Annotated in this window: 22 protein-coding genes and 1 tRNA gene; 9 read left to right on the top strand and 14 right to left on the bottom strand. The window is 67.5% G+C overall.

What is annotated here, in order from left to right; genetic code table 11:
* Positions 1-80: 80 nt before the first annotated feature.
* Both OXQ33_RS14835 and recG read right to left on the bottom strand, forming a co-directional pair.
* Positions 81-521 (bottom strand): DMT family transporter, encoded by a 441-nt coding sequence (locus OXQ33_RS14835; protein WP_267435464.1) that lies wholly within the window; start codon positions 519-521, stop codon positions 81-83.
* 34 nt (positions 522-555) lie between these two features.
* Complete coding sequence (recG, locus tag OXQ33_RS14830; RefSeq protein WP_267435463.1) at positions 556-2610, bottom strand: ATP-dependent DNA helicase RecG; 2055 nt, start codon at positions 2608-2610, stop codon at positions 556-558.
* Between the two features lie 81 nt (positions 2611-2691).
* On the opposite strand from recG, the gene OXQ33_RS14825 reads away from it, so the two are divergent.
* Both OXQ33_RS14825 and mfd read left to right on the top strand, forming a co-directional pair.
* Positions 2692-2958 (top strand): succinate dehydrogenase assembly factor 2, encoded by a 267-nt coding sequence (locus OXQ33_RS14825; protein WP_267435462.1) that lies wholly within the window; start codon positions 2692-2694, stop codon positions 2956-2958.
* Between the two features lie 148 nt (positions 2959-3106).
* Complete coding sequence (gene mfd, locus OXQ33_RS14820; RefSeq protein WP_267435461.1) at positions 3107-6574, top strand: transcription-repair coupling factor; 3468 nt, start codon at positions 3107-3109, stop codon at positions 6572-6574.
* Positions 6575-6781: 207 nt separating this feature from the next.
* Here the strand turns inward: mfd and OXQ33_RS14815 are convergent, their stop codons facing one another.
* Positions 6782-7213, bottom strand: a complete 432-nt coding sequence (locus OXQ33_RS14815) for a DUF4440 domain-containing protein (protein ID WP_267435460.1) — start codon at positions 7211-7213, stop codon at positions 6782-6784.
* A complete protein-coding gene (locus OXQ33_RS14810; protein ID WP_267435459.1) occupies positions 7201-8832 on the bottom strand; it encodes a GGDEF domain-containing phosphodiesterase in 1632 nt (543 codons plus the stop codon). Before OXQ33_RS14810 ends, OXQ33_RS14815 begins: the two co-directional genes overlap by 13 nt.
* Before the next feature lie 161 nt (positions 8833-8993).
* On the opposite strand from OXQ33_RS14810, the gene moaA reads away from it, so the two are divergent.
* The 3 genes from moaA (at position 8994) to OXQ33_RS14795 (ending at position 11074) form a co-directional block, all read left to right on the top strand.
* Complete coding sequence (gene moaA / locus OXQ33_RS14805) at positions 8994-10037, top strand: GTP 3',8-cyclase MoaA (RefSeq protein ID WP_267435472.1); 1044 nt, start codon at positions 8994-8996, stop codon at positions 10035-10037.
* The gene (locus OXQ33_RS14800; RefSeq protein ID WP_267435458.1) at positions 10034-10813 is read left to right on the top strand and encodes an NAD kinase; all 780 of its coding nucleotides are present in this window, start codon (positions 10034-10036) and stop codon (positions 10811-10813) included. The genes moaA and OXQ33_RS14800 overlap by 4 nt, the downstream gene beginning before the upstream one ends.
* Positions 10814-10999: 186 nt before the next feature.
* Positions 11000-11074: transfer RNA gene (locus tag OXQ33_RS14795), tRNA-Asn, on the top strand.
* Between the two features lie 41 nt (positions 11075-11115).
* On the opposite strand, the gene OXQ33_RS14790 is transcribed toward OXQ33_RS14795, so the two are convergent.
* The 3 genes from OXQ33_RS14790 to OXQ33_RS14780 form a co-directional block, all read right to left on the bottom strand.
* Complete coding sequence (locus OXQ33_RS14790) at positions 11116-12264, bottom strand: glutathionylspermidine synthase family protein (RefSeq protein ID WP_267435457.1); 1149 nt, start codon at positions 12262-12264, stop codon at positions 11116-11118.
* A complete protein-coding gene (locus OXQ33_RS14785; protein WP_267435456.1) occupies positions 12261-12641 on the bottom strand; it encodes a hypothetical protein in 381 nt (126 codons plus the stop codon). Before OXQ33_RS14785 ends, OXQ33_RS14790 begins: the two co-directional genes overlap by 4 nt.
* A 110-nt stretch (positions 12642-12751) precedes the next feature.
* On the bottom strand, positions 12752-13120 hold the full coding sequence (locus tag OXQ33_RS14780) for a glycine zipper 2TM domain-containing protein (protein WP_267435455.1): 369 nt from the start codon (positions 13118-13120) through the stop codon (positions 12752-12754).
* 113 nt (positions 13121-13233) lie between these two features.
* Here OXQ33_RS14780 and OXQ33_RS14775 point away from each other — a divergent pair, with 113 nt between their 5' ends.
* Together OXQ33_RS14775 and OXQ33_RS14770 are read left to right on the top strand one after the other, a co-directional pair.
* Positions 13234-13653 (top strand): secondary thiamine-phosphate synthase enzyme YjbQ, encoded by a 420-nt coding sequence (locus OXQ33_RS14775; protein ID WP_267435454.1) that lies wholly within the window; start codon positions 13234-13236, stop codon positions 13651-13653.
* A 126-nt stretch (positions 13654-13779) separates the two neighbouring features.
* Positions 13780-14361 carry a hypothetical protein gene (locus OXQ33_RS14770; RefSeq protein ID WP_267435453.1) on the top strand — a complete coding sequence of 194 codons (582 nt, stop codon included), beginning with the start codon at positions 13780-13782 and terminating at the stop codon, positions 14359-14361.
* Between the two features lie 64 nt (positions 14362-14425).
* Here the strand turns inward: OXQ33_RS14770 and OXQ33_RS14765 are convergent, their stop codons facing one another.
* From OXQ33_RS14765 to OXQ33_RS14750, 4 genes are all read right to left on the bottom strand, one after another.
* Positions 14426-14788 carry a hypothetical protein gene (locus OXQ33_RS14765; RefSeq protein WP_267435452.1) on the bottom strand — a complete coding sequence of 121 codons (363 nt, stop codon included), beginning with the start codon at positions 14786-14788 and terminating at the stop codon, positions 14426-14428.
* A gap of 304 nt (positions 14789-15092) precedes the next feature.
* On the bottom strand, positions 15093-17837 hold the full coding sequence (gene secA / locus OXQ33_RS14760; protein WP_267435451.1) for a preprotein translocase subunit SecA: 2745 nt from the start codon (positions 17835-17837) through the stop codon (positions 15093-15095).
* Positions 17838-17946: 109 nt separating this feature from the next.
* Positions 17947-18207: a hypothetical protein gene (locus OXQ33_RS14755; protein WP_267435450.1), complete on the bottom strand. Its 261-nt coding sequence runs from the start codon at positions 18205-18207 to the stop codon at positions 17947-17949.
* A gap of 115 nt (positions 18208-18322) precedes the next feature.
* The gene (locus OXQ33_RS14750) at positions 18323-18724 is read right to left on the bottom strand and encodes an energy transducer TonB (RefSeq protein ID WP_267435449.1); all 402 of its coding nucleotides are present in this window, start codon (positions 18722-18724) and stop codon (positions 18323-18325) included.
* A 173-nt stretch (positions 18725-18897) separates the two neighbouring features.
* Here OXQ33_RS14750 and argJ point away from each other — a divergent pair, with 173 nt between their 5' ends.
* Positions 18898-20124 (top strand): bifunctional glutamate N-acetyltransferase/amino-acid acetyltransferase ArgJ, encoded by a 1227-nt coding sequence (argJ, locus tag OXQ33_RS14745; protein WP_267435448.1) that lies wholly within the window; start codon positions 18898-18900, stop codon positions 20122-20124.
* A 5-nt stretch (positions 20125-20129) separates the two neighbouring features.
* Positions 20130-20741 carry a glutathione S-transferase gene (locus OXQ33_RS14740; protein ID WP_267435447.1) on the top strand — a complete coding sequence of 204 codons (612 nt, stop codon included), beginning with the start codon at positions 20130-20132 and terminating at the stop codon, positions 20739-20741.
* 354 nt (positions 20742-21095) lie between these two features.
* Here the strand turns inward: OXQ33_RS14740 and trxA are convergent, their stop codons facing one another.
* From trxA to OXQ33_RS14725, 3 genes are all read right to left on the bottom strand, one after another.
* A complete protein-coding gene (trxA, locus tag OXQ33_RS14735) occupies positions 21096-21416 on the bottom strand; it encodes a thioredoxin (RefSeq protein ID WP_007404159.1) in 321 nt (106 codons plus the stop codon).
* 52 nt (positions 21417-21468) lie between these two features.
* The gene (gene addA / locus OXQ33_RS14730) at positions 21469-24924 is read right to left on the bottom strand and encodes a double-strand break repair helicase AddA (RefSeq protein ID WP_267435446.1); all 3456 of its coding nucleotides are present in this window, start codon (positions 24922-24924) and stop codon (positions 21469-21471) included.
* A 249-nt stretch (positions 24925-25173) separates the two neighbouring features.
* The coding region (locus tag OXQ33_RS14725; protein WP_267435445.1) for a PD-(D/E)XK nuclease family protein at positions 25174-25949 on the bottom strand (776 nt) is incomplete at its 5' end.

The raw sequence follows: 25949 nt of genomic DNA, 5'->3' as shown, positions 1-25949 counted from the left end.
CAGCGCTCTTCATCCAGGAAGACGAAACTGGGCCCCGGCCTTCGCCGGGGAACAGGCTGGTCGATAGGCAACGCCCCGACCTACCCCCGCCGCACTACCACCGCGCCCGCGATCGCCAACGCCACTCCGACGACCTTCCCAATCGTCACCGGCTCCACCCGAACCCCGAACAGACCGAAGTGGTCGACGATCAGCGCCGCGACCAGTTGGCTGGCGATGGCCGCCGTCAACGCCACCGAAATCCCCAAGCGTGGCGCGGCATAGGCCAGCACCGCGACGAACCCCGCCCCGTAAAAGCCGCCCAGCCACGCCCAACCCGGCGCCCCCTTCAACGCCGCCGGCCCGGTCCGGTCGATGGCGGCCCAGGCGATCCCCAATACCACCGTCCCGATCAGGAACGAGGTCAGCGCGGCCAGCACCACCGACCCCGAGGCCTTGGCGAGTGCGGCATTGGTCGGCGGCTGGATCGCCAGTCCGATACCGGCGATCAGGACGAGGATGAGCGGAAAAATGGCGGCCATATCGGCGCACCCAACGCCGGGCGCGCCGCTTCGTTCAGCCGGACCGCAACAGGGCGACCCCCGCATCCCGCTCGAACAGATAAAGCGCCGTCCGCGCCGCCTGTCCGCGCGGCGCCTCTAGCCCGCCATCGCGGTCGATCAGCAGCCGGGCATCGTCCTGCGCGCATTGCATCAAGTCGGCCATGTTCTCCGGCGTCGCCAGCCGGAACGCCATCTCGCCCGACTGCCGCGTACCGAGCAGTTCGCCAGCCCCGCGCAGCCGCAGATCCTCCTCGGCGATGCGGAAGCCGTCATTGGTGTCGCGCATCAACGCCAGCCGCGCCCGCGACGTCTCCGAAAGATGCGAGCCGCGCAGCAGCAGACAGCGCGATAGTCCCCCGCCCCGCCCGACTCGCCCGCGCAACTGGTGAAGCTGGGCCAGGCCGAAGCGGTCGGCATGTTCGATCACGATCAGGGTCGCGTTGGGCACGTCCACCCCCACCTCGATCACCGTCGTCGCGACCAGCACGCCCAGCCGCCCGCCCGCAAACGCCTCCATCACGGCGTCCTTTTCGGCGGGCTTCATCTTGCCATGGACCAGGCCGACCCGCTCGCCGAACCGCGCGCGTAAACTCTCGGCGCGCATCTCGGCGGCGGCGAGGTCGGATTTCTCGCTCTCCTCGACCAGCGGACAGACCCAATAGGCCTGGCCGCCATCCGACAGATGACGGCCCAGCGCATTGACCACCTCGTCCAGCCGGTCCTCGGACACCACGCGCGTCTCGATCGGCTGGCGGCCGGGCGGCATCTCGTCCAGGCGGCTGACATCCATCTCGCCATAATTGGCCAGCGTCAGGGTGCGCGGGATCGGCGTCGCGGTCATCGCCAGCAGATGCGGCGGGGCCTTGCCCTTGGCCGACAGCATCATCCGCTGCGCCACGCCGAAGCGGTGCTGCTCGTCCACCACCACCAGCGCCAGGTCGCGATACGTCACGGTTTCCTGAAAGATCGCATGGGTGCCGACCAATATGTCGATCTCCCCCGCCGCCAGCGCCATCAGCGTCGCCTCCCGCGCCTTGCCCTTGTCGCGCCCCGTCAGCACCGCGATCTCGACCGGAAGCCCGGCCAGGCTTTTGCGCAACGTCTCATAATGCTGGCGCGCGAGGATTTCGGTCGGGGCCAGCATCGCTGCCTGCGCCCCCGCCTCGACCGCGATCAGCATCGCCATCGCCGCGACCAAAGTCTTGCCCGCACCGACATCGCCCTGGAGCAACCGCAGCATCGGCGCGTCCTGCGCCAGATCGCCCTCGATCTCGCGCACCGTCCGGCTCTGTGCGCCGGTCAGCGTATAGGGCAGCTTGAGCATATCCCTTAAGCGCCCGTCGCCGTTCAGCGCCCGCCCGCGCCGCTTGCGGGTGTCGGCGCGGACCAGCGTCATCGCTAGTTGGTTGGCGAACACCTCGTCATAGCCCAACCGCTCGCGCGCCTTGGCGTCGGCCGGGTCGGCATGGATGCGGGCGAGCGCGTCCTTCCAGTCGGGCCAGCCGCGCTGTGCCTTGAGCCCCGGCTCGATCCATTCGGGCAGGTCGGGCGCCCGCTCCACCGCCTGCGCCGCCAGCGCGCCCAGTCGCCGCGAGGTAATCCCCTCCGACAGCGGATAGATCGCCTCGCGCTCGCGAAAGTCGTCCGTGCTCTCGCCAAGGTCGGGGTGCACGATCTGCAAGTCCTGACCGTACAGGTCGAGGCGACCGGACACGATCTTCGTCTCGCCGATGGGCAGCAGCTTCTTCACCCAGCCCGAGTTGCCACCGAAATAAACCAGCGCCACGCTGTTGCCCGCCGCATCCTCGGCCCGCACCCGTGTCGGCCCGCGCGGGGAGGAGGACGCACGGTGCTCCTTCACCGTCAGCGGGATGGCGATCACCCGCCCCGCATCCGACACCATCAGTTCGTCGCGCGGAAACCGGTCGATATGCCCGGTCGGCAGGTGAAAGGCGACATCGACCACCCGCGCGATGCGCAGGCGCTCCAGCGGCTTGGCAAGGCCGGGCCCGACGCCTTTCAGCGACGTGACCTCGGCGAACAGCGGATTGAGGATATCGGGACGCATGACTAGATGGGTGCGTATAGCCCCAAGCCCCCGCGCGCCGCCAGAGTGTCTCGGGCCTTAATCTCGTTGGATCGGAACCCCATGGACCACGAAACCCGTATCAAGCGCCTCCGCTTCCGCGCATGGCATCGCGGCACTAAGGAAGCCGACCTGATGATCGGCGGCTTTTTCGACGCGCATCACGAGACGCTTTCCATGGAAGAACTCGACTGGTTCGAGGCGCTGCTGGAGGAGCAGGATGTCGACATCATGGCCTGGGCCATCGGGACGCAAGCATGTCCGCCCGAATGGGACGGCCCGGTGATGCAGCGGATGCGCGCGCTGAATTTCGTGCCGATCGCCCGCTGACTCGTCACCCCAGCGAAGGCTGGGGCCTTTGGCGGCTCTTTCCCTTTGCCGCATGAGATCCCAGCCTTCGCTGGGATGACGGTGTTAAGGGGTAACTTTCCCCCGACGCGCGTTAGGCTTCGCGCCCTTACCCCAGTTTCGGAACCCCATGCCCGATATCAAGACGATCCTGTCCGCCCAGAGCCCGCTGACCCTGTCGGGCGTTCCGGCGGGGTTCCTGCCGGTGCTGCTCGCCGATCTGGCGCGGGCGGCGACGCTGCGCGCGGTGTTCATCTGCGCCGACGAAGCGCAGATGCGCGAACTGGCCTCGACCGCACCCTATTTCGCGCCCGAGCTGGAGGTGGTGCAGATCCCCGCCTGGGACTGCCTGCCCTATGATCGCGCCTCACCGACCCTGCGGGTCATGGCGGAGCGGATCGCGGGGCTCCACCGGCTCCAGGCCAAGCCGAAGACGCCGCAACTCGTCCTGACCACCGCCAACGCCGCGACACAGCGGGTGCTGACGCCGTTCCGCATCCGCCAACTGGTCGCCCGCCTCGCACCCGGCGAGCGGATCGGGCTGGAGAAGCTGTCGGTGCTGCTCCAGGCGAACGGCTATGTCCGGACCGAGACGGTCCACGACCATGGCGAGTTCGCGGTACGCGGCGGCCTGGTCGACCTGTTCCCCAGCGGCGAGGAACAGGCGCTGCGCCTCGACTTCTTCGGCGACGAGATCGAGAGCGTCCGCACCTTCGACCCCGCCGACCAGCGAACGACCGGGCGGATCGACGGCTTCACCCTGCTCCCCGCCTCCGAGGCGTTGCTGGATGAGGAGTCGATCAAGCGTTTCCGCACCCGCTACCGCGAGACCTTCGGTGCGACGGCGACCGGCGACCCGCTCTATCAGGCGGTGTCGGAGGGGCGGCGCATGGCGGGCATGGAACATTGGCTGCCGCTGTTCGAGGACAAGCTGTCGACGCTGTTCGACCATCTCGGCGACGGCGCGGTGGTGGTGCGTGACAGTGGCGTCGCGGCGGCGGTGACCAGCCGGTTCGAGGCGGTTGCCGACTATTACGAAAACCGCAAGCGCGCCGAGGCGGCCCAGCCGGGCAGCTTCCGCCCGCTCCCCGCCAAGTCGCTCTACCTTGCGCCCAAGGAATGGGACGAAGGGCTGGAGGCCGCGACCGCGCATCTGGTCTCGCCCTTCCACGAGCCCGAAAGCAAGACCGTCCTCGACTTCGAGGTCGATGGCGCGCGCGACTTCGCCCCCGAACGCGCGGCGCATGCCAATATCTATGAGGCGGTGGTGGATCACGTCGAAGCCTTACGCAAGCAAGGCCGCAAGCCCGTGCTCGCCAGCTATTCGGTCGGCGCGCGCGAGCGTCTCGGCACGCTGCTGAAGGATCATGGGCTGAATGGGGCCAAGGCCGCCGAAAGCTGGCAGGAAGCGCTCGGCATCGCCGACACGACGAAAAGCTTCGGCGTCGCCTTGGTCGTCCTGCCGCTCGACCATGGCTTCACCGCGCCGGGCATCGCGGTGCTGACCGAGCAGGACATGCTGGGCGACCGGCTGATCCGGCGGCAGAAGCGCCGCAAGTCGGCGGACGCCTTCCTCGCCGAGCTGGCGACCCTCTCCCCCGGCGATCTGGTCGTCCATTCGGATCACGGCATCGGCCGCTATGAGGGGCTGACCTCGATCCCGGTCGGCAAGAGCCCGCATGACTGTGTGGCCCTGTCCTATGCGGGCGGCGACAAGCTGTACGTGCCGGTCGAGAATCTCGAAGTCCTGACCCGCTACGGCTCGGGCGAGGACGGCGCGACGCTGGACCGGCTGGGCGGCGAGGCATGGCAACGGCGCAAGTCCAAGATGAAGGAGCGCATCCGCGAGATCGCGGGTGAGCTGATCGCCGTCGCGGCCGAGCGCGCGCTACGCCAGGGCGAGGTGGCCGAGCCCGACAGCGCGGGCTACCCGGCCTTTGTCGACCGCTTCCCCTATGAGGAAACCGACGATCAGGACCGCGCAATCGACGATGTGCTGGGCGACCTGACCGCGGGCAAGCCGATGGACCGGCTGATCGTCGGCGATGTCGGCTTCGGCAAGACCGAAGTGGCCTTACGCGCTGCCTTCGTCGCGGCGATGGCGGGGATGCAGGTGGCGGTGGTCTGTCCCACCACCCTGCTCGCGCGCCAGCATTACAACAACTTCGTGGCGCGGTTCGAGGGCTTCCCGATCAAGATCGGCCGCCTCTCCCGCCTGGTCACCGCGTCCGAGGCGAAGAAGACCAAGGACGGCGCGGCCTCCGGCGATCTCGACATCGTGGTCGGCACCCATGCGTTGCTCGCCAAGGGGGTGGAGTTCAAGCGGCTTGGCTTGGTCATCGTCGACGAGGAACAGCGGTTCGGCGTGACCCACAAGGAACGGCTGAAGGCGCTGAAGGCCGATGTCCATATGCTGACGCTGACCGCGACGCCGATCCCGCGTACGCTGCAAATGGCGATGTCGGGCCTGCGCGAACTGTCGGTGATCCAGACGCCGCCGGTCGATCGCCTGGCGGTGCGCACCTATGTCATGCCCTGGGACCCGGTCGTGCTGCGCGAGGCGCTGCTTCGCGAGCATTATCGCGGTGGACAGAGCTTCCTCGTCACCCCGCGCGTCGCCGACCTACCGGATATCGAAGAATATCTGCGCAAGGAAGTGCCCGAGGTCCGCTACGTCGTCGCGCATGGCCAGATGTCGCCCACGGAAGTCGAGGAGCGCATGTCCGCTTTCTACGACCGCAAGTTCGAGGTGCTGGTATCGACCACCATCATCGAGAGCGGCATCGACATTCCGTCGGCCAACACGATGATCGTCAACCGCGCCGACCGCTTCGGCCTGGCCCAGCTCTATCAGTTGCGCGGGCGAGTCGGCCGGTCGAAGACGCGCGCCTATGCCTATATGGTCACGCCGCCCGAGCGCCAGATGACCGAGGCGGCGGAGAAGCGGCTGAAGGTATTGTCCGACCTCGACACGCTGGGCGCCGGGTTCCAGCTCGCCAGTCACGACCTCGACATTCGCGGGGCGGGCAATCTGCTGGGCGACGAGCAGTCGGGGCATATCAAGGAGGTCGGCTACGAACTCTACCAGTCGATGCTGGAAGAGGCGATCCTGGAGGCCAAGGCGGGCGGCGCGTTCGAGAAGAAGCGCGATTTCTCGCCCCAGATCACCGTCGATGCCCCCATCCTGATCCCGGACGATTATGTCCCGGATCTCGACCTGCGCATGGGGCTGTATCGCCGCCTCAACGACCTGGAAAAGCATCAAGAGGTGGAGGAATTCGCCGCCGAGATGATCGACCGTTTCGGACCTTTGCCGGAGGCGACCGACAATCTGATCCAGGTCATCAAGATTAAGCTGAACGCCAAGAAGGCGTGCATCGCCAAGATGGATGTCGGTCCGCGCGGGGTGCTGGTCGCTTTTCACGACAACCGCCCGGCCAATGTCGACGGGCTGTTCGCCTATGTCGAGCGATTGGGCGAGCTGGCTAAGCTGCGCCCCGACGGCAAGCTGGTCCTCAACCGCGCCTGGCCCGACGCCAAGGCGCGGCTGCACGGCGCCCTGCAATTGTCGAAGGGCCTGGCGAAAGCCGCCGGTTAACCCAATCCTCCCCATCTCCGATGGGGAGGGGGACCGCCGGGCGCAGCCCGGTGGTGGAGGGGCGGCTCCTGAACGTGGGTCGTTGCCGTTCAAGTTGAAGGGATCGCCGACCAAGGCCAAACGCCTGTGGGAACCGAACCGCCGCGCCCCTCCACCATCGCTTCGCGATGGTCCCCCTCCCCAAGCATAGCTTGGGGAGGATTGGATTTAGCTGCTGTGATCCGCGACGATCTTCCAGCCATCGGCGCGACGCTCGAAGACGAGCGTCGTCATCCCGCTTTCTTCCTCCGCCCCGCCCGACAGGTTCCACCGCGCGAAGAGGATGCGCCGCTCGCCGATCGGTTTCAGGTCGAGAAAATCGAAGCGCAGCATTCCCCGGCTGTTGCCCGAATCGACGAAGCTGCGCCGGTAATTGTCGGCGATGGCGGTCTTGCCCTTGATCAGGCCTCGCTTGCCGACGAAGATCGCGTCGGGGGCATAGATGGCCATGAAGCGGTTCAGATCGCCCGCATTCCACCCCGCCGCGCTGGCCAGCATGGCGGCGCGAATGCCCGCCGCCGCCGGATCGCTCGCCGGGGTCGCCGCCTGCACCGTCGCGGGAGCCGCGACCAACGCCGCCATCATCGTCACACCGCGCATTGCACCTCCTCCTCGACCATTGCCCGCAGCGCCTCTTCATCGAGCGGCGCGGCGCGCAGGAAACCCTGATAGGTCTGGCACCCCAGCCGCCCCAGCAATTGGGCCTGGTCGTGCGTCTCGACCCCTTCCGCGATGATCGCCATGCCCAGCCGCGCCGCGATCCGGATGATGCCGCGCACCACCACCCGACCGCGCGTCGTCCCATCGACCTCCGCCACCAGCGACCGGTCGAGCTTGATCGCATCGACCGGCAGGCTGGTCAGATAGGCGAGGCTGGAATAGCCGGTGCCGAAATCGTCGATCGCGATCCGCACGCCCGCATCGCGCAGCACCTCCAGCACGCCCGCCGCCCGGTCCAACTCGCTGATCAACCCAGTCTCGGTGATCTCGGCGGTCAGGCGATCGATGGGAAAGCCGCTATCGGCCACCCGGTCGAGGAACAGCCGCGCGAACCCCGCCCGCGCGACATCGGCGGCAGTGATGTTGATCGACAGGCGCAGATGCGACAGCGCGACGGGCCATTTCGCCGCCCTCTGCAACGCCATCTGCTGGATATGATCCGACAGGGCGAGCCCCAGATCGGCGCGCTCGGCGGCGGCGAACAGCGGATCGGCCCCCAGCGGCCCCAACGTCGGATGCCGCCAGCGCGCCAGAGCCTCGACGCCCGAGATCAGCCCGGTGGCGATCGCCACCTGCGGCTGGAACACGATGTCGATCTCGCCGCGCTCGATCGCGTGATGAAGATCGGCGGCGAGGACGTCGAGCGGGGCGACATCGCCCGGATGCGCAAAACGCAGCATCGACCCGTCGCTGACTCGTGCGCGCGACAGCGCCTCGCCCGCCCGCGCCAGCAGGCTGGCCGGGTCCTCTCCCGCCTGGTGCGTCGCCAGCCCCAGCCGGACGCCCAGACGGATGGGCACCGCCCCCGCCTGGAACGGCGTGGCGAGCAGCGCCTCCAGCATTTCGGCGACGGCGCGGGCCCGGTCGGCCTCGATCACACCCGCCATCACGAATTCCGCCCCGCCCGAGCGCGCGACGATCGCGCGATCGCCGAACGCCTCCTCGGCGGCGGCCTGCATCCGCGCCTCGACGCCCCGCAGCAGCATATTGCCCGCCGGACGGCCATGCGCGGCGTTGATCAGATCGAGCCGCGACAAGGCGACGATGATCGCGACACAGGGTTCGCCACGGCCGATGGCCTCGGCGATCCAGCGATGGACCTCCCCCACCTCGCCATCCGCATGGGTACGCCGACGCCGTACGTCGAGCGTACGCCGCGCATGGCGCTCGGCCAGTTTCAGCGAGGCATGGATCATCGCATCCCCGGCATCGGGGGCCAGCACATGCGTCGCGCCTGCCGACAAAAAGGCCTCCAGCGTCTCGCTCGTGGTATCGGGCACGACGACCAGCATCGCGGCCCCCGTCGCCGCGATCACCGCGCCCAGCGCCTGTGCGGCGCGCAATCCCGCATCGCCCCGGCCCCGCGCATCGATCAGCGCGACCCGCGCCTCGCTCGCCAGGAACGATCCGACGAGCGTATCCCCCGCCGGCGGATCGCCGTCGCCCGGCGCCATCGACCAGATGGCCCAGCCCGCCCGGATGATTGCTTCGTCCAGCATCGCAGGATGTTGGAACGAAAGCGCAAAGACCGCCGTTCCTCTGCGGTGGGCGTTAAAACCGAATTCATCCTGCGTCATGGGCGCACCCTATCCACCGGCTTGGACAAGACCAATGGCAATCCGCCTTGCCCGCGTCCCGTCATGGGGCTAACTTCATGACAATGGGTTGCATCAATGCCTCGACTGTCGGATCGCTGGCCGATCCGCGTTCGACCGGGGGGTCGTTGATCGACCAGCATGGCCGCACGATCCGTTATCTGCGGATTTCGGTGACCGACCGGTGCGACCTGCGCTGCCGCTATTGCATGGCGGAGCAGATGACCTTCCTGCCGCGCGCCAAGCTGCTGAGCCTGGAGGAGATCGCGATCATCGCCGAACGCTTCATCGCGCGCGGCGTGACCCGAATCCGCCTGTCGGGTGGCGAACCGCTGGTCCGGCGCGACGTGGCCGATCTGGTACGCCGCCTGGGCAGCCATGTCGGGCATGGCCTGGACGAGTTGACCATGACGACCAATGCCACGCGGCTGGCCGAGCACGCCGCGACGCTGGTCGATGCGGGCGTCCGTCGGATCAATGTCAGCCTGGACAGCCGCGATCCCGAACGCTTCCGCTACATCACCCGGCACGGCGACGTGCATCAGGTGATCCATGGCATATTGACCGCGCGCGACGCGGGGCTGGCGATCAAGATCAACATGGTCGCGCTGAAGGGCCTGAACGAGGACGAGATCGCCTCGATGCTCGAATGGTGCGTGGCCGAGGGGCTGGACCTGTCGCTGATCGAAACGATGCCGCTGGGTGCGATCGATGAGGACCGGGTCGATCGTTTCCTGCCGCTGACCGAGGTGTTCGACCGGCTTTCGGCACGTTTCCCGCTGGTTCGCGCCGGGCATCGCACAGGCGGCCCGGCCCGCTATTGGCAGGTCGAGGGCACCGACACCCGGCTCGGGCTGATTTCGCCGCTGACCGCGAATTTTTGCGACGGCTGCAACCGTGTGAGGCTGACGACCGAGGGCAAGCTGTATATGTGTCTCGGTCATGAGGATCAGGTGGATTTGAAGGCCGCGCTGCGCGACGGCGGGGTTGCCGGGCTGGACGCCGCGATAAATGCGGGGCTGGCGGCGAAGCCCGCGCGGCACGACTTCCGGATCGAGGCGGGGTCGGCCCCGGCGGTCTCACGTCACATGAGCGTGACCGGCGGATGACCCTTCCCGTTCGGCGGGCGCTGGTCGCCTCGCCCACCGCACCGGCCCAGGCGGCGGTCGCCGACCTGCTCAACAGCGCCGACTGGGTCGATTTCGACGAGGCCGATTATGTCATCGCGCTGGGCGGAGACGGCTTCATGCTCCAGACGCTTCATCGCATGCTGGAGCGGCGGCGCGGGCCGGTGCCGGTGTTCGGCATGAACCTGGGCACGGTCGGCTTCCTGATGAACGAATGGCGCAGCTATGGCCTGGAAGACCGGCTCGCCCGTGCCAAGCCGTTCCGCGTCACCCCGCTCCAGATGACCGCGACCGGAATCGACGGGCGCGTGCATCAGTTGCCCGCGATCAACGAAGTCTCGCTGCTCCGCGAAACCCGCCAGACCGCCAAGCTGGAGGTCATGGTCAACGAACGGGTGGTCCTGCCCGAACTGGCCTGTGACGGGATATTGGCCGCGACCCCGGCGGGCTCGACCGCCTATAATTTCTCCGCGCAAGGGCCGATCCTGCCGCTCGGCTCGGCGCTGATCGCGCTGACCCCGATCAGCCCGTTTCGGCCCCGGCGCTGGCGCGGCGCGATCCTGCCAGACAAGGCGCGGATTTCGATCCGCGTGCTCGATCCCGGCAAGCGCCCCGTCTCGGCGGTCGCCGACCAGCGCGAAGTGCGCGACGTGGCACAGGTCGATATCTGCATGGACCGCTCGCGCGAACTGACCCTGATGTTCGATCCCGAACACGCGCTGGATGACCGCATCACGATGGAGCAGTTCGTCGCCTGACCGGCAAACTTTCCATATTCCTCCCCTGTGAGGGGAGGAATGGGAAGGTCATCGCATGAGTATGGATCGTCGCCAGTCCGTCGAATTATCCACAGCTTTGGCGGACGGACTTACGCAAAACCGTCAAAAAAGGGGTTGCGGCATTTTTCGAGCCCTTTATAGGACCCCTCCACAGCGCCGGAACATTCCCTGATAGCTCAGCGGTAGAGCTCTCGACTGTTAATCGAGCGGCCGTAGGTTCGAATCCTACTCAGGGAGCCACCGGCGCTGTCTTCTCCCCCGACAGCATCAGCCATGACGGATCAGCCGTCGATCACATGCGGTACGAACCGCGCGGTGTTCGAGGTGATCAGTCCGTCCTCGCGGATCCCCATCCCCACTGGTGCGCCGTCGACCACCCAGCTTCCCAACACCGGATAGCATCCCGGCGCGGTCTCCGGCAGGCGGTATAGCGACTGGTAGATATAGCCCTCCTCGCCATAGTCCCCCGCGGTTTCCGCCACGATGGCCCCGGCCCGGCGGATCGAGACGTTCGCCCCCTCTCGCGACAGCAGCGGCTTGGCGACCGCATCCCCTTGCGGAATGGTAAAGCTGGCGGGCAGCAGGTTCGGATGGCCGGGGAACAGGTCCCACAGCACCGGCAGGATCGCCTTGTTCGACCAGATCATCTTCCAGATCGGCTCCAGCCAGATCAGGTCGCCACGCTCCAGATTGTCGAGCAGATGCGGCGCGAACTCCTCATGGACCAGCCATTCCCAGGGATAGAGCTTGAACAGAGCCTCGATCCGCATGTCCGCCTCATCGACGAAGCAATGCGCATCATGGTCCCATCCGATGCGCTCCATCAGGATCGGCACGGTCGTGATCCCCGCCGCCTCCGCCGTGTCGCGCAGATAGGCCGCCGTCACCGCATCCTCGCCCGCCATGTCGGCGACATGCGCGACGTGGAGCGTGGCGGGCAGATGGGGTGCAATCTCCCGCCAGCGCGCGACCAGGGCCTCGTGCAGGCTGTTGAACTGGTCGAGCGCAGGGAAACATTCCTCCTTCCACGCCCATTGCACCACCGCCGCTTCGAGCAGCGAGGTCGGCGTGTCGCAGTTGAACTCGAACAGCTTGGGCGCATCACTGCCATCGAAGCCCAGGTCGAACCGCCCGAAATTGAGCGAGGGCGGCTCGGCCTCCCACGCCTCGCAAATGGGGTCGTGAAAGGCGGGCGGGATGGCGAAGCGACGAAGCAGGGCCGGATCGCTGACCACCGCCTCCCCCGCCGCCAGGAACAGGCGATAGAGTTCGGTCGTCGCCGCCTCGATCCGGTCGATCTGCCCACACGTGAAGCGATAGCAGGCGCTTTCGTCCCAATAGGGCCGCTTCTCGCCCGCATGCCAGATCAGGCCCAACGCCTCGACCTTGGCGCGCCAGTCGGGCCGGGGCGAGAGCGTCTCGCGGATCATGCGTGGATGCTGCCGAAGCGCGAGGCGGAGGTGCCGAAGCCGCCGCGACTGACCGCCGCCGCGCGTGTCATCGCGCTCCTCGCCGGTGCGACGGCGTAGCGCGCACCCGATGCTGGGCGGAAGCTTCCCCCCGTCGCCCGCTCGCCATAAAAGGGAATGGGGCGACCGCGCCCCAGAAAATACCAGAAGGCCCCGCCGCCACCGCCCATACGCGTCTGTCGGCAACGATCGTCGGGCAGGCGCTTGCCCTGCGCATCGGTGCAGATCGCGGTATCCTGCTCGGCGGTCCAGCCGTCATCGGCATTGGACCGGTTGCAACCGCTGGCCAGCAACGCGGCGGCCATCGCGGTGGTCCATTTCAGATCGAAAGCCATCATTTCCCTCCCGCCGGACATCATGGGCCAGGCGAAGGGCGTTTGGCTAGAGGCCAGCGAAAGGGGATATCGCCGGGGTGAGCCCGGCGATATCCCCTTTGCCGGTCAACGCCTTAGCGGCAACGAACCTTGCCGCGATCGATCGACCGGCCGAGCAGCGCGCCGCCACCCGCGCCGAGCAGCGTGCCCAGCGTGCCGCCGCCGATCACATTGCCCAGCACACCGCCGCCGAGCGCACCCACGACCAGGCCGGTCGTGCCGTCGTTGCGCTTGCAATAGGTCCGGCCGTCACGGCCCCGGAACACCTGATCGTCGCGGCTCAGGCGCCGTTCGCGGGCATTGCTCCGGCGATAGTCGCGCGAGGCATCCCAATCGTCACGATCGCCATGCCAGCGATAGTCGCGCTCCTGCGCGACGGCGGGGGTGGCGGCGATGGGGGCCGCGACGGTAACGACGGCCAAAGCGGCGATCAGGGCTTTCATGGCAGGTCTCCTTTTCCTCAAGCCCGCACAACGCATGTCCGATCAAGCCGTTCATTTCGGCTCGTCTCATGGCCCCGCTGGAACGAACCCCCGCGCTCGGGCATGATGGAGGCATGCGCCAAGCCACCACCCTATTGTCGGTCGATACCCATGGTCAGGGCCTGACCGAAATCACCCGTGCCGTGTCCGCCTGGGTGCGCGAGCAGGATATGGACGAGGGGCTGCTGACCCTCTTCTGCCGCCACACCTCGGCCTCGCTGATCATCCAGGAAAATGCCGCGCCGGAGGTGAAGACCGATATCCTCGACTATTTCGCCCGGCTCGCGCCGGAGGACCGGAACGCCTATGCCCATGACGACGAGGGGCCCGACGACATGCCCGCGCATCTGCGCAGCATCCTGACCGGTGTCCATCTGTCGATCCCGCTGATCGGCGGGCGGCTGATGCTCGGGACGTGGCAGGGCATCTATCTGTTCGAGCATCGGCGGGCGCCGCATCGGCGACAGATCGCCGCGCATATGGCCGGTGCGTGACGCACTATTCATCGCGGGAGCAAAACCGTTCATCGACCGTTTTGTCGGGATGGGCTAAACAGCCACCAGCTACAGGGCTGTTGCCGTCCGGTTCCGGCCGGGTGGCAAGGAAAGGAAGAAGTGTCCATGCAATTCGGTCGGAAGATCGCGCTCGCGCTGCTCGGCGCCAGCACCTTGATGGTCGCGGGATGCGCGACCGAAACCGCCTATCGCCCGGCCACGGGTTCGGGCTTCTACCGCACCGGCTATTCCGAGCAGCAGATCGAGCCCGGTCGCTTCATTGTCAGCTTCGCGGGCAACACCGTGACGTCGCGCGACACGGTCGAGCGCTATCTGTTGTTCCGTGCGGCGGAACTGACCCTGGCCAACGGCTATGACTATTTCGTCATGGCCGACCGCGACACCCAGTTGCGCTCGCGCACCTATTCGACGCCCGGCGGCTTTGGACCCGGCTTCGGCGGATGGGGCGGCGGCTGGTGGGGCCCCTCCTGGCGCTATTATGGCCGCGGCTTTGGCTGGCGTAGCTGGGACCCCTTCTGGGGCGATCCCTTCTTCGGCAACAACATGGATATCAACACCATCGACCGCTACGAAGCGACCGCCGAAGTCGTGATGCGCAAGGGCCCGATCCCGCGCGACAATCTGCGCGCCTTCGATGCCCGCGCGATCGTCAGCACGATCGGGCCGACGGTGGTGCTGCCGAAATAATCGCCCGGGATTTCCGGCCAAAAAAAGGGGTGGTCACCCGATGGGTGGCCGCCCATTTTTGCATTCAGGGCTTGCCGCCCCGCACCCGCCGGGCATTGACCATGCCGCGAAGCGCTTGCGTCCGGCTTTGCAGTTCGGCCTGTTCAGAGGGCGAAAGCCCATCGGATGCAAAGCGATCCGCCAGCGAACCGATCGCCGCATCGTCACGCCGGAAGGAGCGCGCCTCGGCCCGGCTGATATCGCCGCTCCGCCGTCCTTCGCGGATCGAACGGCGGATGTCGCGGCGGTCGTTCGACATATTGGGCGAGACATCGGGCTGGCCCGGCATGGCGACGATGTCGGCGGGCGGACCGGCCTGGGTAAATTGCGCGGGTGCCGCGATGGGGTGTGCAAGCAGCGCAGCCGCGAGAATCGCCTGGTGTCTCATCCCTCTTTCTCCCTGTTGCCGGAGGATGGCGCCGTGTCGCTGAACCGTCGCTGTCTGACGGAACCCCAACGTCACCCCGGCAAAGGCTGAGATCTTCGGCGACGCTGGCACCTGGAGCAGGATGACATGGAGTCGACCTGAGCCGAGCCCCTCCCCTGAAGGGGAGGGGTGGATCAACCTGATGTCATCCCGCTCTAATCATAAAGGCCCCAGCCTGCGCTGGGGCGACGGACGGAGGGAAGGACCACGAAAAAGGGCGGCGGACCGAAGTCCACCGCCCTTTCCTTTCCCATATCGCGACGGATCAGGCCGTCACCGCCCCGTGGCAATGCTTGTACTTCAGGCCCGAGCCGCACGGGCACGGCGAGTTGCGGTTGACCCGGCCTTCCCACTGCGCCGGATCGGTGCCGAGATCGGCGCCCTCCGGCATCGGGATCTGCATCGGCGGCATCTGCGGCTGGATCAGGCCGCGTGCGGCGGCGTCCCAGTCGTTCGTATTGTCCTCGCCCGTGAACGGGTCGAAATGCGAGGTGATGAAGTCCGGCAGTTCGGGCAGTTCCGGCGGCGCCTGGATCTGGAACTGGGCGAAGGCGATGGTGCGCGTCACATCCTCGCGGATATTGTCGAGCATCCGCTGGAACAGCGAAAACGCCTCGTGCTTATATTCGTTGATCGGCGTCTTCTGCGCATAGGCGCGGAGATGGACGACCTGGCGCAGCGCGTCGAGCGTCGCCAGATGCTCCTTCCAGTGATGGTCCAGATTCTGGAGCAGGATCGACTTCTCGACGCTCGCCCAGGTTTCCGGCTCCAGTTCCTTGGCCTTGGCCTCGACCATCGCATCGGCCTCGGCGGAGACGCGCTCCAGAACGATCTCGGGATCGATCGCCTCCTCGGTCATCCAGTCGTCGATCGGCGGCTCCATGTTCAGCAGGTCCTTGAGCTGCTGCTTCATCCCCGCCACGTCCCATTGCTCGGGATAGCTGTTGGGCGGACACGCCGCGCCCACGATCGCGTTGACCGTCTCGGCACGCATGTCGGCGACGACATCGCCCACCGTCTCGGCATCCATGATGTCGGCGCGCTGTTCGTAGATGACCTTGCGCTGGTCGTTCATCACGTCGTCATATTCGACGACCTGCTTGCGGATGTCGTAGTTGCGCGCCTCGACCTTCTTCTGCGCGGTCTCGATCGCCTTGGACAGCCACTTGCTGCCGATCGCCTCGCCATCCTCGATATTGCTGCGCATCATCTTGGCGAACAGCGTGTCCGGACCGAAGATGCGGAGCAGATCGTCGTCCAGGCTGAGATAGAAGCGCGACAGGCCCGGATCGCCCTGACGCCCGGAGCGACCGCGAAGCTGGTTGTCGATGCGGCGGCTCTCGTGCCGCTCGGTACCGAGCACGAACAGGCCGCCCGCCTCCAGCACCTTCTGCTTCTCCTCGGCGATCTCCGCGCGGATGCGGATCGCGGCGGCGTCATATTCGGGCGTGCCCTCGACCAGTTCGGGATGCTCGTCCAGCATCCGGAACTCCAGGTTGCCGCCCAGCTGAATGTCGGTGCCGCGCCCCGCCATGTTGGTCGCGATCGTCACCGCGCCCAGACGGCCCGCCTGCGCCACGATATGCGCCTCCATCTCGTGATAGCGGGCGTTCAGCACCTTGTGCGGCACGCCTTCCTGCACCAGGAATTCGCTCAGCAGTTCGGACTTTTCGATCGAGACGGTGCCGACCAGCACCGGCTGCCCCTTGGCGGCATGGTCGCGGATCTTCTTGGCGATCGCCAGGAACTTGTCCTGGGTGTTCTTGTAGAACTCGTCTTCCTCATCGACGCGCGCGATCGGCAGGTTGGTCGGGATGGTGACGACGTTGATCTTGTAGATGTCGTAGAATTCGCCCGCCTCGGTCGCGGCGGTGCCGGTCATGCCCGAAATCTTCGGGTACATGCGGAAATAATTCTGGAAGGTGATCGAGGCCATGGTCTGGTTCTCGGGCTCGATATTGACGCCCTCCTTCGCCTCGACCGCCTGGTGAAGGCCCTCCGACCAGCGCCGCCCGTCCATCATGCGGCCGGTGAACTCGTCGATGATGATGACCTTGCCGTCCTTCACGATGTAATCGGTGTCGCGCTTGAACATCATGTTCGCGCGCAGCGCCTGGTTCAGGTGGTGGACGACCTGGGTGTTCTCGAAGTCATACAGGTTTTCGCCCTGGAGCAGCCCGGCGGCCTCCAGCAGACGCTCGGCGCGCTCGGTGCCGTCCTCGGTCAGGATGATCGACTTCTGCTTCTCGTCCTTCTCGTAATCGTCCGGAGTCAGCTGCTTCACGATCGCGTCGACGCCGATATACAGCTCCGACTTGTCGTCGGTCGGGCCCGAGATGATCAGCGGCGTGCGCGCCTCGTCGATCAGGATCGAGTCGACCTCGTCGACGATGGCGTAGTTGAAGGGGCGCTGCACCATCGAGGAGCGCTCATACTTCATGTTGTCGCGCAGATAGTCGAAGCCGAACTCGTTGTTCGTGCCATAGGTGATGTCGGCGTCATAGGCCGCACGCCGCTGCGCATCGTCCAGGTTCGGAATGATGACGCCGGTGGTCAGGCCCAGGAAATTATAGATGCGGCCCATGGTCGCGGCATCGCGGCTGGCCAGATAGTCGTTGACGGTCACGACATGCACGCCCTTGCCGGGCAGCGCGTTGAGATAGGTGGACAGCGTCGCCACCAGCGTCTTGCCCTCGCCGGTCCGCATCTCGGCGATCTCGCCGCGATGGAGGACGATGCCGCCGATCATCTGCACGTCATAGTGACGCTGGCCCAGCACGCGCTTGGCGGCTTCGCGCACCGTGGCGAAGACTTCGGGCAGCAGGCTGTCGAGCGTCGCACCCTGATCGAGCTGTTCGCGGAACTTGACCGTCTGCGCGGCGAGTTGCGCGTCGGTCAGCGCCTCCATCTCGGGCTCGAACGCGGCGATCTTGGCGACGGTCGGCTTGAGCGACTTGATGTAACGGTCGTTGGACGAACCGAACAGGGACTTGGCGAGGCCGCCGAACATAAGCGATTTCCTGACTGATAGCGTGTTGAGGGCGCAGCCACGTCATGACGACGGCGCGCGCGAGCATATGATTTGGGAAATGGGGTCGGCGGGTGGCCGACGCCAGCGCCTATTCGCGCCGACGGCCCATGAAGATCGCCGCGATCGCGCGCGGCTCGACCGCGCGGAACAGCGGCAGCGGCGCGGCCATATCGACCAGCGCGGTAAGCGGCTGCACCGGCCGGGTCGCGGCGCGCGCGACGGCGGCCTGCTTGGCGGCGGCGGCGACGCTGCACTCGGCCACGACGCCCCGCGCCTCCTGCCCACGCGCGCTCGCACCCACGCCGGTCAGCGCGGACAAAAGGGCGGAAAGGAGCAGAAGCAGGTTCATGCGAGGCTTGTCTTAGGCAGATACGCGCGGCGCGTCCATCCGTTGCATGGGCCATCGCGACGATCGAGCGGCCATCCCGCGACCGCCCCGCCCGATCGGACCTCTCGCATCCGCCTTATTTCGCATCCGACGGCAACTGCCATCGAACGTTGAATCCGTGATAAATGCCACTTACCGGCCGACCCCGGCGATCAAGGGCTGGTCGGAACCGGACATGCTCCATCGCCATGCGACAGGTCGTCCGGTCGAGGATCGCATGACCGCTGCTTTGCGTGACTTCGCAGGCGGTCGGCACGCCCGCAGGATCGACGATGACCGCAACGCTCGAACGCCCCTCCCATCCCCGTCGCGCCGCCTCCGCGGGATAGACGTCCGGCCCGAAATAGGCGGCCGGGTTGCCGGATATCCGCGGGGGAACCGCCGGAACCGAAAGGTCACGCGGCAGGGCGCGCGGCTCGTATCGACGCCGCCATTCATAGGCCCGCTCGATCAGCAGCGACACCATGACCAGCAACATTGCGAGGAGCAGCCCCACAAGGGCCAGCACGCCATTTCGAAGGCCCCGTCCCGCACCCCACATATCGCCCCCGCCCCTCCGCCGTCTTACGCATCAGAACCGCTCGACCACTATCGGTCAAGCGGGCGGAAGCGCTTGCTCCGGTTACACGCTCGGCTATGTAGCTTGCCTCTATGAGCACCGCCATCTCGCCCCTCGCCATGCCCTTCCCCGCGCTCCCCGCCATCGACGGCGTGACGCTTCGCGTCGCCCGCGCGCGGTACAAGAACTGGGACCGCTGCGACCTGACCTTCGTGACGTTGCCCGAGGGGACCAGCGTGGCGGGGGTGCTGACCACCAGCAAATGCCCTTCGCCGGAAGTCGAATGGTGCCGCAAGGCGCTGGTGCTGGGGAATGCGCGCGCACTGGTCGTCAATGCGGGCAACTCCAACGCCTTTACCGGCCATCGCGGTCGTGCCGCCGTCGAGGCGATCGCCGCCCGCGCCGCCGCCGCCATCGGATGCCAGCCCTCGGACATATTCGTCGCCTCGACCGGCGTGATCGGCGTGCCCCTGCCCATCGACAAGGCCGAGGCCGGGCTGGACGCGGCCTTCACCGCCGAGCCCTGTGGCTGGGAGGATGCCGCCGCGACGATCATGACCACCGACACCTTCGCCAAGGGCGCGACGACGACCGCTGTCGTCGATGGCCACACGGTGACGCTGGCGGGAATCATCAAGGGTTCGGGCATGATCGCGCCCGACATGGCGACGATGCTGGGCTTCATCTTCACCGATGCCGCCGTCAGCCCGGAGTTCCTGCAACGCGCGCTGAGCGCCGCCAATGGCCGCAGCTTTTCGTGCATCACGGTCGATGGCGACACCTCGACCAGCGACACCGTTCTCGCCTTCGCGACGGGCAAGGCGGGCAATGCGCCTTTGATCGATGACGAGAGCGATGGGGCGGACGCCTTCCGCGCGGCGCTCGCCGATCTGTGCCACCAGTTGGCGCTGCTGGTCGTACGAGATGGCGAGGGTGCGACCAAGCTGATCGAGATCCGAGTCGAAGGTGCCGAAAGCGACCGCTCGGCGCACCGCATCGCCATGTCGATCGCCAACTCGCCGCTGGTCAAGACCGCCATCGCGGGCGAGGATGCCAATTGGGGCCGTGTCGTCATGGCGGTCGGCAAGGCGGGCGAACCGGCCGAGCGCGATAAGCTGTCGATCCGCTTCGGCGAGACGCTGGTGGCACGCGAGGGGCTGGCGGTCGAAGGCTATGACGAAGCCCCGGTCGCCGAGCATCTGAAGGGTCGGGAGATCGCGGTCGGCGTCGACCTGGGCCTTGGCGACGGGGGCGCGACGGTTTGGACCTGCGACCTGACCCATGGCTATATCTCGATCAACGCCGATTACCGGAGCTAAGGCCGATGCTGACCATCTGGGGGCGCCTCAACTCGCACAACGTCAAGAAGGTCGTCTGGCTCGTCGAAGAGATGGGGCTGGCCTATGACCGGCGCGATGTCGGCGGCCAGTTCGGGATGGACGCGGCATACCGCGCGCTCAACCCCAATGCGCTGATCCCGACGATCGAGGATGACGGCTTCGTCCTGTGGGAGTCGAACGCCATCCTTCGCTATCTCGCGGCGACGCATGGCGGCGAGGCTTTCTATCCCGTCGACCCAAGGGCACGCGCCTTGGCCGATCGCTGGATGGACTGGAATTTCACCTGGGCCGATGCGATCCGGCCGATCTTCTTCCAGCTTGTGCGAACGGCGCCCGAACAACGCGACGCGGCCCTGCTGGAGCGCAGCGTGGCGCGGGCGGCGGACTTGTCCGCGATCCTCGACGATGTGCTGGGGCGGCAGCCCTGGCTGTCGGGCGATGCGTTCGGCATCGGCGACATTCCGGTCGCCGCCTATGCCAATAGCTGGTTCCAGCTTCCGGTGGAGCGGCCTTCGCGCCCCCATCTGGAGCGCTGGTATGCCGCGCTTCAGGAGCATGCGGCGTTCCGCGACGTTGTGATGATCCCGCTGAGCTAAGGGGGCGTCGGTCTCGGTGAGACCTCTTGCCCTCCCCCATCCCCTCCCGCTTGCGGGAGGGGCGTGCTCTTGTCGAAAGCCTCGGGACACAAAAAAGCCCCTCCCGCAGGCGGGAGGGGTTTGGGGAGGGGAGTGCCACAAGCGTCGGCCTTGCCGAGACCTCCTACCCTCCCCCATCCCCTCCCGCTTGCGGGAGGGGCGTGCTCTTGTCGAAAGGCTCGGGACACAAAAAAAGCCCCTCCCGCAGGCGGGAGGGGTTTGGGGAGGGGAGTGCCGCAAGCGTCAGCCTCGGAGAGACCTCCTGCCCTCCCCCATTCCCTCCCATTTACGGGAGGGGCGTGCTCAAATCCGACCTTACAGCGCGCCTTCGAGCCAGGCCTTGATCCGGCCCTTGGGCTCGGCACCGACCTTGGTCGCGGCGGCCGCGCCGCCCTTGAACAGGATCATCGTCGGGATGCCGCGCACGCCGTAGCGGCCGGGTGCGTCGGGATTGTCGTCGATGTTCAGCTTGGCGATCGTCACCTGCTCGCCCAGTTCCTCGGACAGTTCCTCCAGCGACGGGCCGATCATCTTGCACGGTCCGCACCACTCGGCCCAGAAATCGACCAGCACCGGCTTGTCGGAGTTCAGGACGTCCGCTTCGAAGCTGGCGTCGGTGATCTGCTTGGTTGCCATGTCGTCTACACTCCTTGAATTGTCATCCATCTAGGATGCCGGGGCCGACCGCTCAACCACCAAGGGCCAAGCTTTGCTCCCCATCACGATAGCCGGGCTTGTGGGCCGCGAGCAGCGCGTCCGGCACGCGGATCAGGCGCGGCCCCGCGGTATAGAGCAGCGATACCGAGACGGGCCGCCCCGGAAAGATAACCTCCAGCGCGGCGGCATAGCCCGCCATCTGCGCCAGATGGAACGCCGGCACATCCTCGATCCCGCCCGGCGCGCGACGCCCGGTCTTGTAATCGATCAGCCGTATCTCGTCCGCCCCGATCAGCAACCGGTCGACTCGCCCCGACACGACCAGGCCATTGGCCAGCGTCGCCGCGATCGGGGCCTCCGCCAGCGAGCCGAGCCCGAACAGCGGTGCGAAGGCCGGATCGTCGAGGATCGTGAAGACCGCCTCCGTCACATCGGCGCGCAGGGTCGCATCCTCGATCCCCGCCGCCTGGACCAGCCAGCGCTCCGCCGCGCCGCGCCGTTGCTCGGGCGCGACCGGGGGCAGGCGTTCGAGCAGGCAATGGATCAACCGCCCCCGCTCCGCCGCCGCGCGCATCGCGGGGCTGGGCGGCGGATCGGCGACCATGTCCTCGCCCAGTTGCGACGGCGCGAGCGGACGCGGCGGGCGCGATTCCTGCGGCGCGGGGGACCGAGCCCAGTCGGGCAGGGCGATGTCCTCGCGGTGCACCGGGGTGGCGGCGCCGGGGCGGACGGCGACCGGCGCTTGCGGCACCGTGCCGACGAACACCCGCGATCGTCCATCGCCGGGCTCCACCTCCGGCACGCCCAGCGCGGTCATCGCGCGGGCGCAGGTCGCGTACCAGCTATGCATCGGCGGCACCCCCGCCGCGCGCTTGCCCAGCGCGCCCGCGACCACCAGTTGCTCCTCCGCGCGCGTCGCCGCGACGTAGAAGAGCCGCCAATGCTCCTGAAGTTCGCGCGCCGCGATCTCCGCCGCCACCACATCCAGCGGTCCGCCCCGCTCCTCCGCGCGCGGCGGGAAGACCGGGATGGGCAGCGCGCCGGGCTCGGGCGTCCAGCGCAGGATCGAGCGGGGCGAGGCGGTCGGATCGGCGGTCGCATCGGCCAGGATGACCAAAGGCGCTTGCAACCCCTTGGACCCATGCGCGGTCATCACCCGCACCGCATCCAGCGGCGCGGAGGGATCGCGCACGATCTCGACATCCCCCCGATCGAACCAGTCGAGGAAACGCTGGAGCGAGGGCGTGGTCGTGCTCTCAAAGGTCAGGGCCGCGCCCAGCAATTCCTCGATCGGATCGCGCGCCTCGGTGCCCAGCCGCCGGATCAGCTTGCGGCGGCCATCGAGCGGCCCCGACAGCAACTCCTCCAGAAACTGATAGGGCGTCGACACGTCCGCCCGGGCCAGCATCTGGCGGAGCGGCGCGAGGTCGTCGGCGGGCAGGGTCCGGGTCAGATGCGCCCAGAGCGATCCCCGCTCGCGATGCCCCGCCGCCATCAACCTGTCCTGCGACCAGCCGATCAGCGGCGACACCAACAGCGACGCCAGCGACAGGTCGTCCTCCGGCTGGAGCGCGAACCGCACCGTCGCCAGCAGGTCCTGCACCGCCAGCGGCGCATTCAGCCGCAGCCGGTCGACACCCGCCACCGGCACCCCCTCGGCATAGAGCCGCGCGACAATCAGCGAGGCGAGGTCGCCGCGCCGCTTGACCAGGATCATGATGTCCTGCGGCTCCAGGCGGCGGCCCTTGCTCTCCAGCAGCACGCCCTCGTCGAGCCAGCGGCGAATGGCGCGGGCGATGTCGGTGGCGACCTTGCGCACCGCATCGTCGATCCAGCCCTCCTCGTCCTCGTCGCTGCCCCCCGCGACGACCGGGGGCCAGAGGGTGACGCGACCGGGGCCCCTCACCTCGCTGGCGTGACGCTCCACCCCATGACCCATGCCCATGCCGGGCTCGCCCAGCGCCTCGATCGCAGCGTCCACGAATTCGAGGATCGGCGTGGTCGAGCGAAAGCTATGGGTCAGCGACAACTGGTTGAACGGCAGGCCGCGTTCGTCCTCGGGCCACTCGTCATCGCCCGCGACCTCGCCCGCCCGGCGCGAGAAATGCAGTTCGGCCGCCTGGAAGTTGATCGGGTCGGTTCCCTGGAAACCGAAGATCGCCTGCTTGTGATCGCCGACGGTGAACAGCGTCCGGGTCGAGGGCGCATAGAGCCCGCGCCCGACGAAGAACTCGTCGGCCAGCGCGCGGACGATCCGCCATTGGTGCGCGTTGGTGTCCTGTGCCTCGTCGATCAGGACATGCTCGGTCACCTGGTCGAGCTTGTAGCGGACCCATTCACCGATGCCGGGCCGTTCGAGCAGTTCCACGGTGGTACGGATCAGGTCGTCGAAATCGACCGCACCGATCGCCCGCTTCGACAGGGTATAGGCCCGCGCATAGTCACGCCCGACGCTCAACGCATCGGCGAGCAGGTCGGCATGTCGCGCCCGCGCAGCGAGACCGAGCAGATAGCGGCACGCCTCGCCCAGTTCGCGTGCCATGTCCTCATAATCGGGATCGGCGTCGGTGAGTTTCTTGGAGGCCTTGCGCGGCTCGCCCTTGCCGGTGAAGACCGTGCCCATCAGGTCTTCCAGCCCGGCGACACGCCCCGCCCGATCGCTGCCGATCCAGCGTTCCAGCACCGCGGCCGCCTTGTCGCCGGTCGCGGTGCCCCAGGCGCGGTTGGCCCCCGCCAGCCGGACGACCGCGTCCTCGTCGATATCCTCGACACCCTCGGCGATCGCCTCGTCGATATCGCCCGAAGGCAGGTCGAGCGCGCGACGGAGCCAAGGCTGGATACCGGTGGGCAGCGCCTCCAAGGCTCCTGGCGCGCGGGCGCAGGCGGCCAGGAACGCCTCCGCCCCGCCCTCGCCCAGCCGCAGCGACAGGGCACCGACCGTCTCGATGGGGCCGACCCGGCCCTCGCGCTCGGCGGTCTCCAGCATCCGCGCCAGTGCCTCGCGCGCCAGCACCGCTTCCTCGCGCGCCTCCAGCGGGCGGAAACCGGGGGCCAGCCCCGCCTCGACGGGAAAGGCCGCGAGCAACCCCTGGCAGAAGCCGTGGATGGTCTGGATACGAAGCCCGCCGCCGGGCGCATCGAGCACGCGGGCGAACAGGGTCCGCGCCCGCTCGCGCCGTTCGGGCGTCGCCGTCTCGCCGAGGGCGCGCAGGTCGGCGAACAGTTCGGTCTCGGGCATCCGCACCCAGGCCGCGAGCCGACCGTTGATACGCTGCGCCATCTCCGCCGCGCCCGCCTTGGTGAAGGTGAGGCAGAGGATCGCCTCGGGCGCGACACCGCGCAACAGCAGGCGGAACACGCGCGCGGCGAGCACCTGCGTCTTGCCGGTACCCGCCGAGGCCGACAGCCAGACATGCGCGGCGGGATCGCTGGCGGCGGCCTGGTCGCCCTTTAGCGGGGGGAGGTTGGCCATTGGACGGGCGCTCATGCGGCTTGCTCCGGGTGACCGGCTGTTCGAACAATGCCCCTTGCCCCGTTCAGCCTGAGCGAAGTCGAAGGCCACGCCCAGCCATCACCCTGAAGGATGGTCATCCCGTGCACTTCGACTTCGCTCAGTGCGAACGGTGGGCGGGATGCGAGGCAATACTCTCCCCCGCTCCGTTCAGCCTGAGCGAAGTCGAAGGCCACGCACCGACGCCCGCCCGGCAGGACGGGCCGCCCGAACCGCGCATAAAAATCACCGATCACGGCCATACCATTCATCCCGCCGCATCAGCTGGTCATATTCCGCATAGGGCGCATATTCGGGCACCAGCTTGGCGGTGAACGGCGCATCGCCCGTCAGCCACTGTCCCGCCGCCTCGGTGAAGTTCGCCGCCGCGATGGAGACGAACTCGTCGGTCCGAATCCGCTCGCGCTTGCCCTCGGGATCGACCGGCGTGGCGATATAGCCCAGCCCCTCGCGCCCACGCCCCAGCGACCAATATTCGAAGCCGCCCGCCTTGCCCGACACGCCCTCGAACCCGCCCCGTTCGGCGATCAGTCCGAGGAGCCCCAATTGCAGACTGAACCCCTCGCGCACCGCCGTGGTGGAGGGCGGCTTGCCGGTCTTGTAATCGATCACCACCAGCGATCCGTCCGCCGCCTTGTCGATCCGGTCGAACCGGCCGGTCAGGGTCACGCCCGCCAGCTTCGCCTCGCCCTTGCCTTCCGCGCTCAGGACATGGCGGCCCTCCCCGGCCTTGGCGGCCACCTCGGCCGCGATCCAGTCGATCGCCTCGATCAGCCGGGGTTGCCACAATGCGCGCATCATCGGATGGGTGTTCTGGTCGCGCAGCATGGCCAGAGCGCGCGGGCGGAGGGCGGCGACGTCGCAACGATCCTCCTTCCACCACATCTCCAATATGTCGTGAACGGCGGTGCCGCGCCACGCCGCGCTGGGATCGGCGTCGACCGGGTCCAGCGGCGACAGGCGAAGCACCCGGCGAGCGTAGAAGGCGTAGGGGTCGGCCT

It is taken from the genome of Sphingomonas sp. GM_Shp_1 (assembly GCF_026540895.1).
GTDB lineage: Bacteria > Pseudomonadota > Alphaproteobacteria > Sphingomonadales > Sphingomonadaceae > Sphingomonas.
The sequence above is the reverse complement of the archived record's forward strand: the minus strand, read 5'-3'. Positions and strand labels throughout refer to the sequence as shown.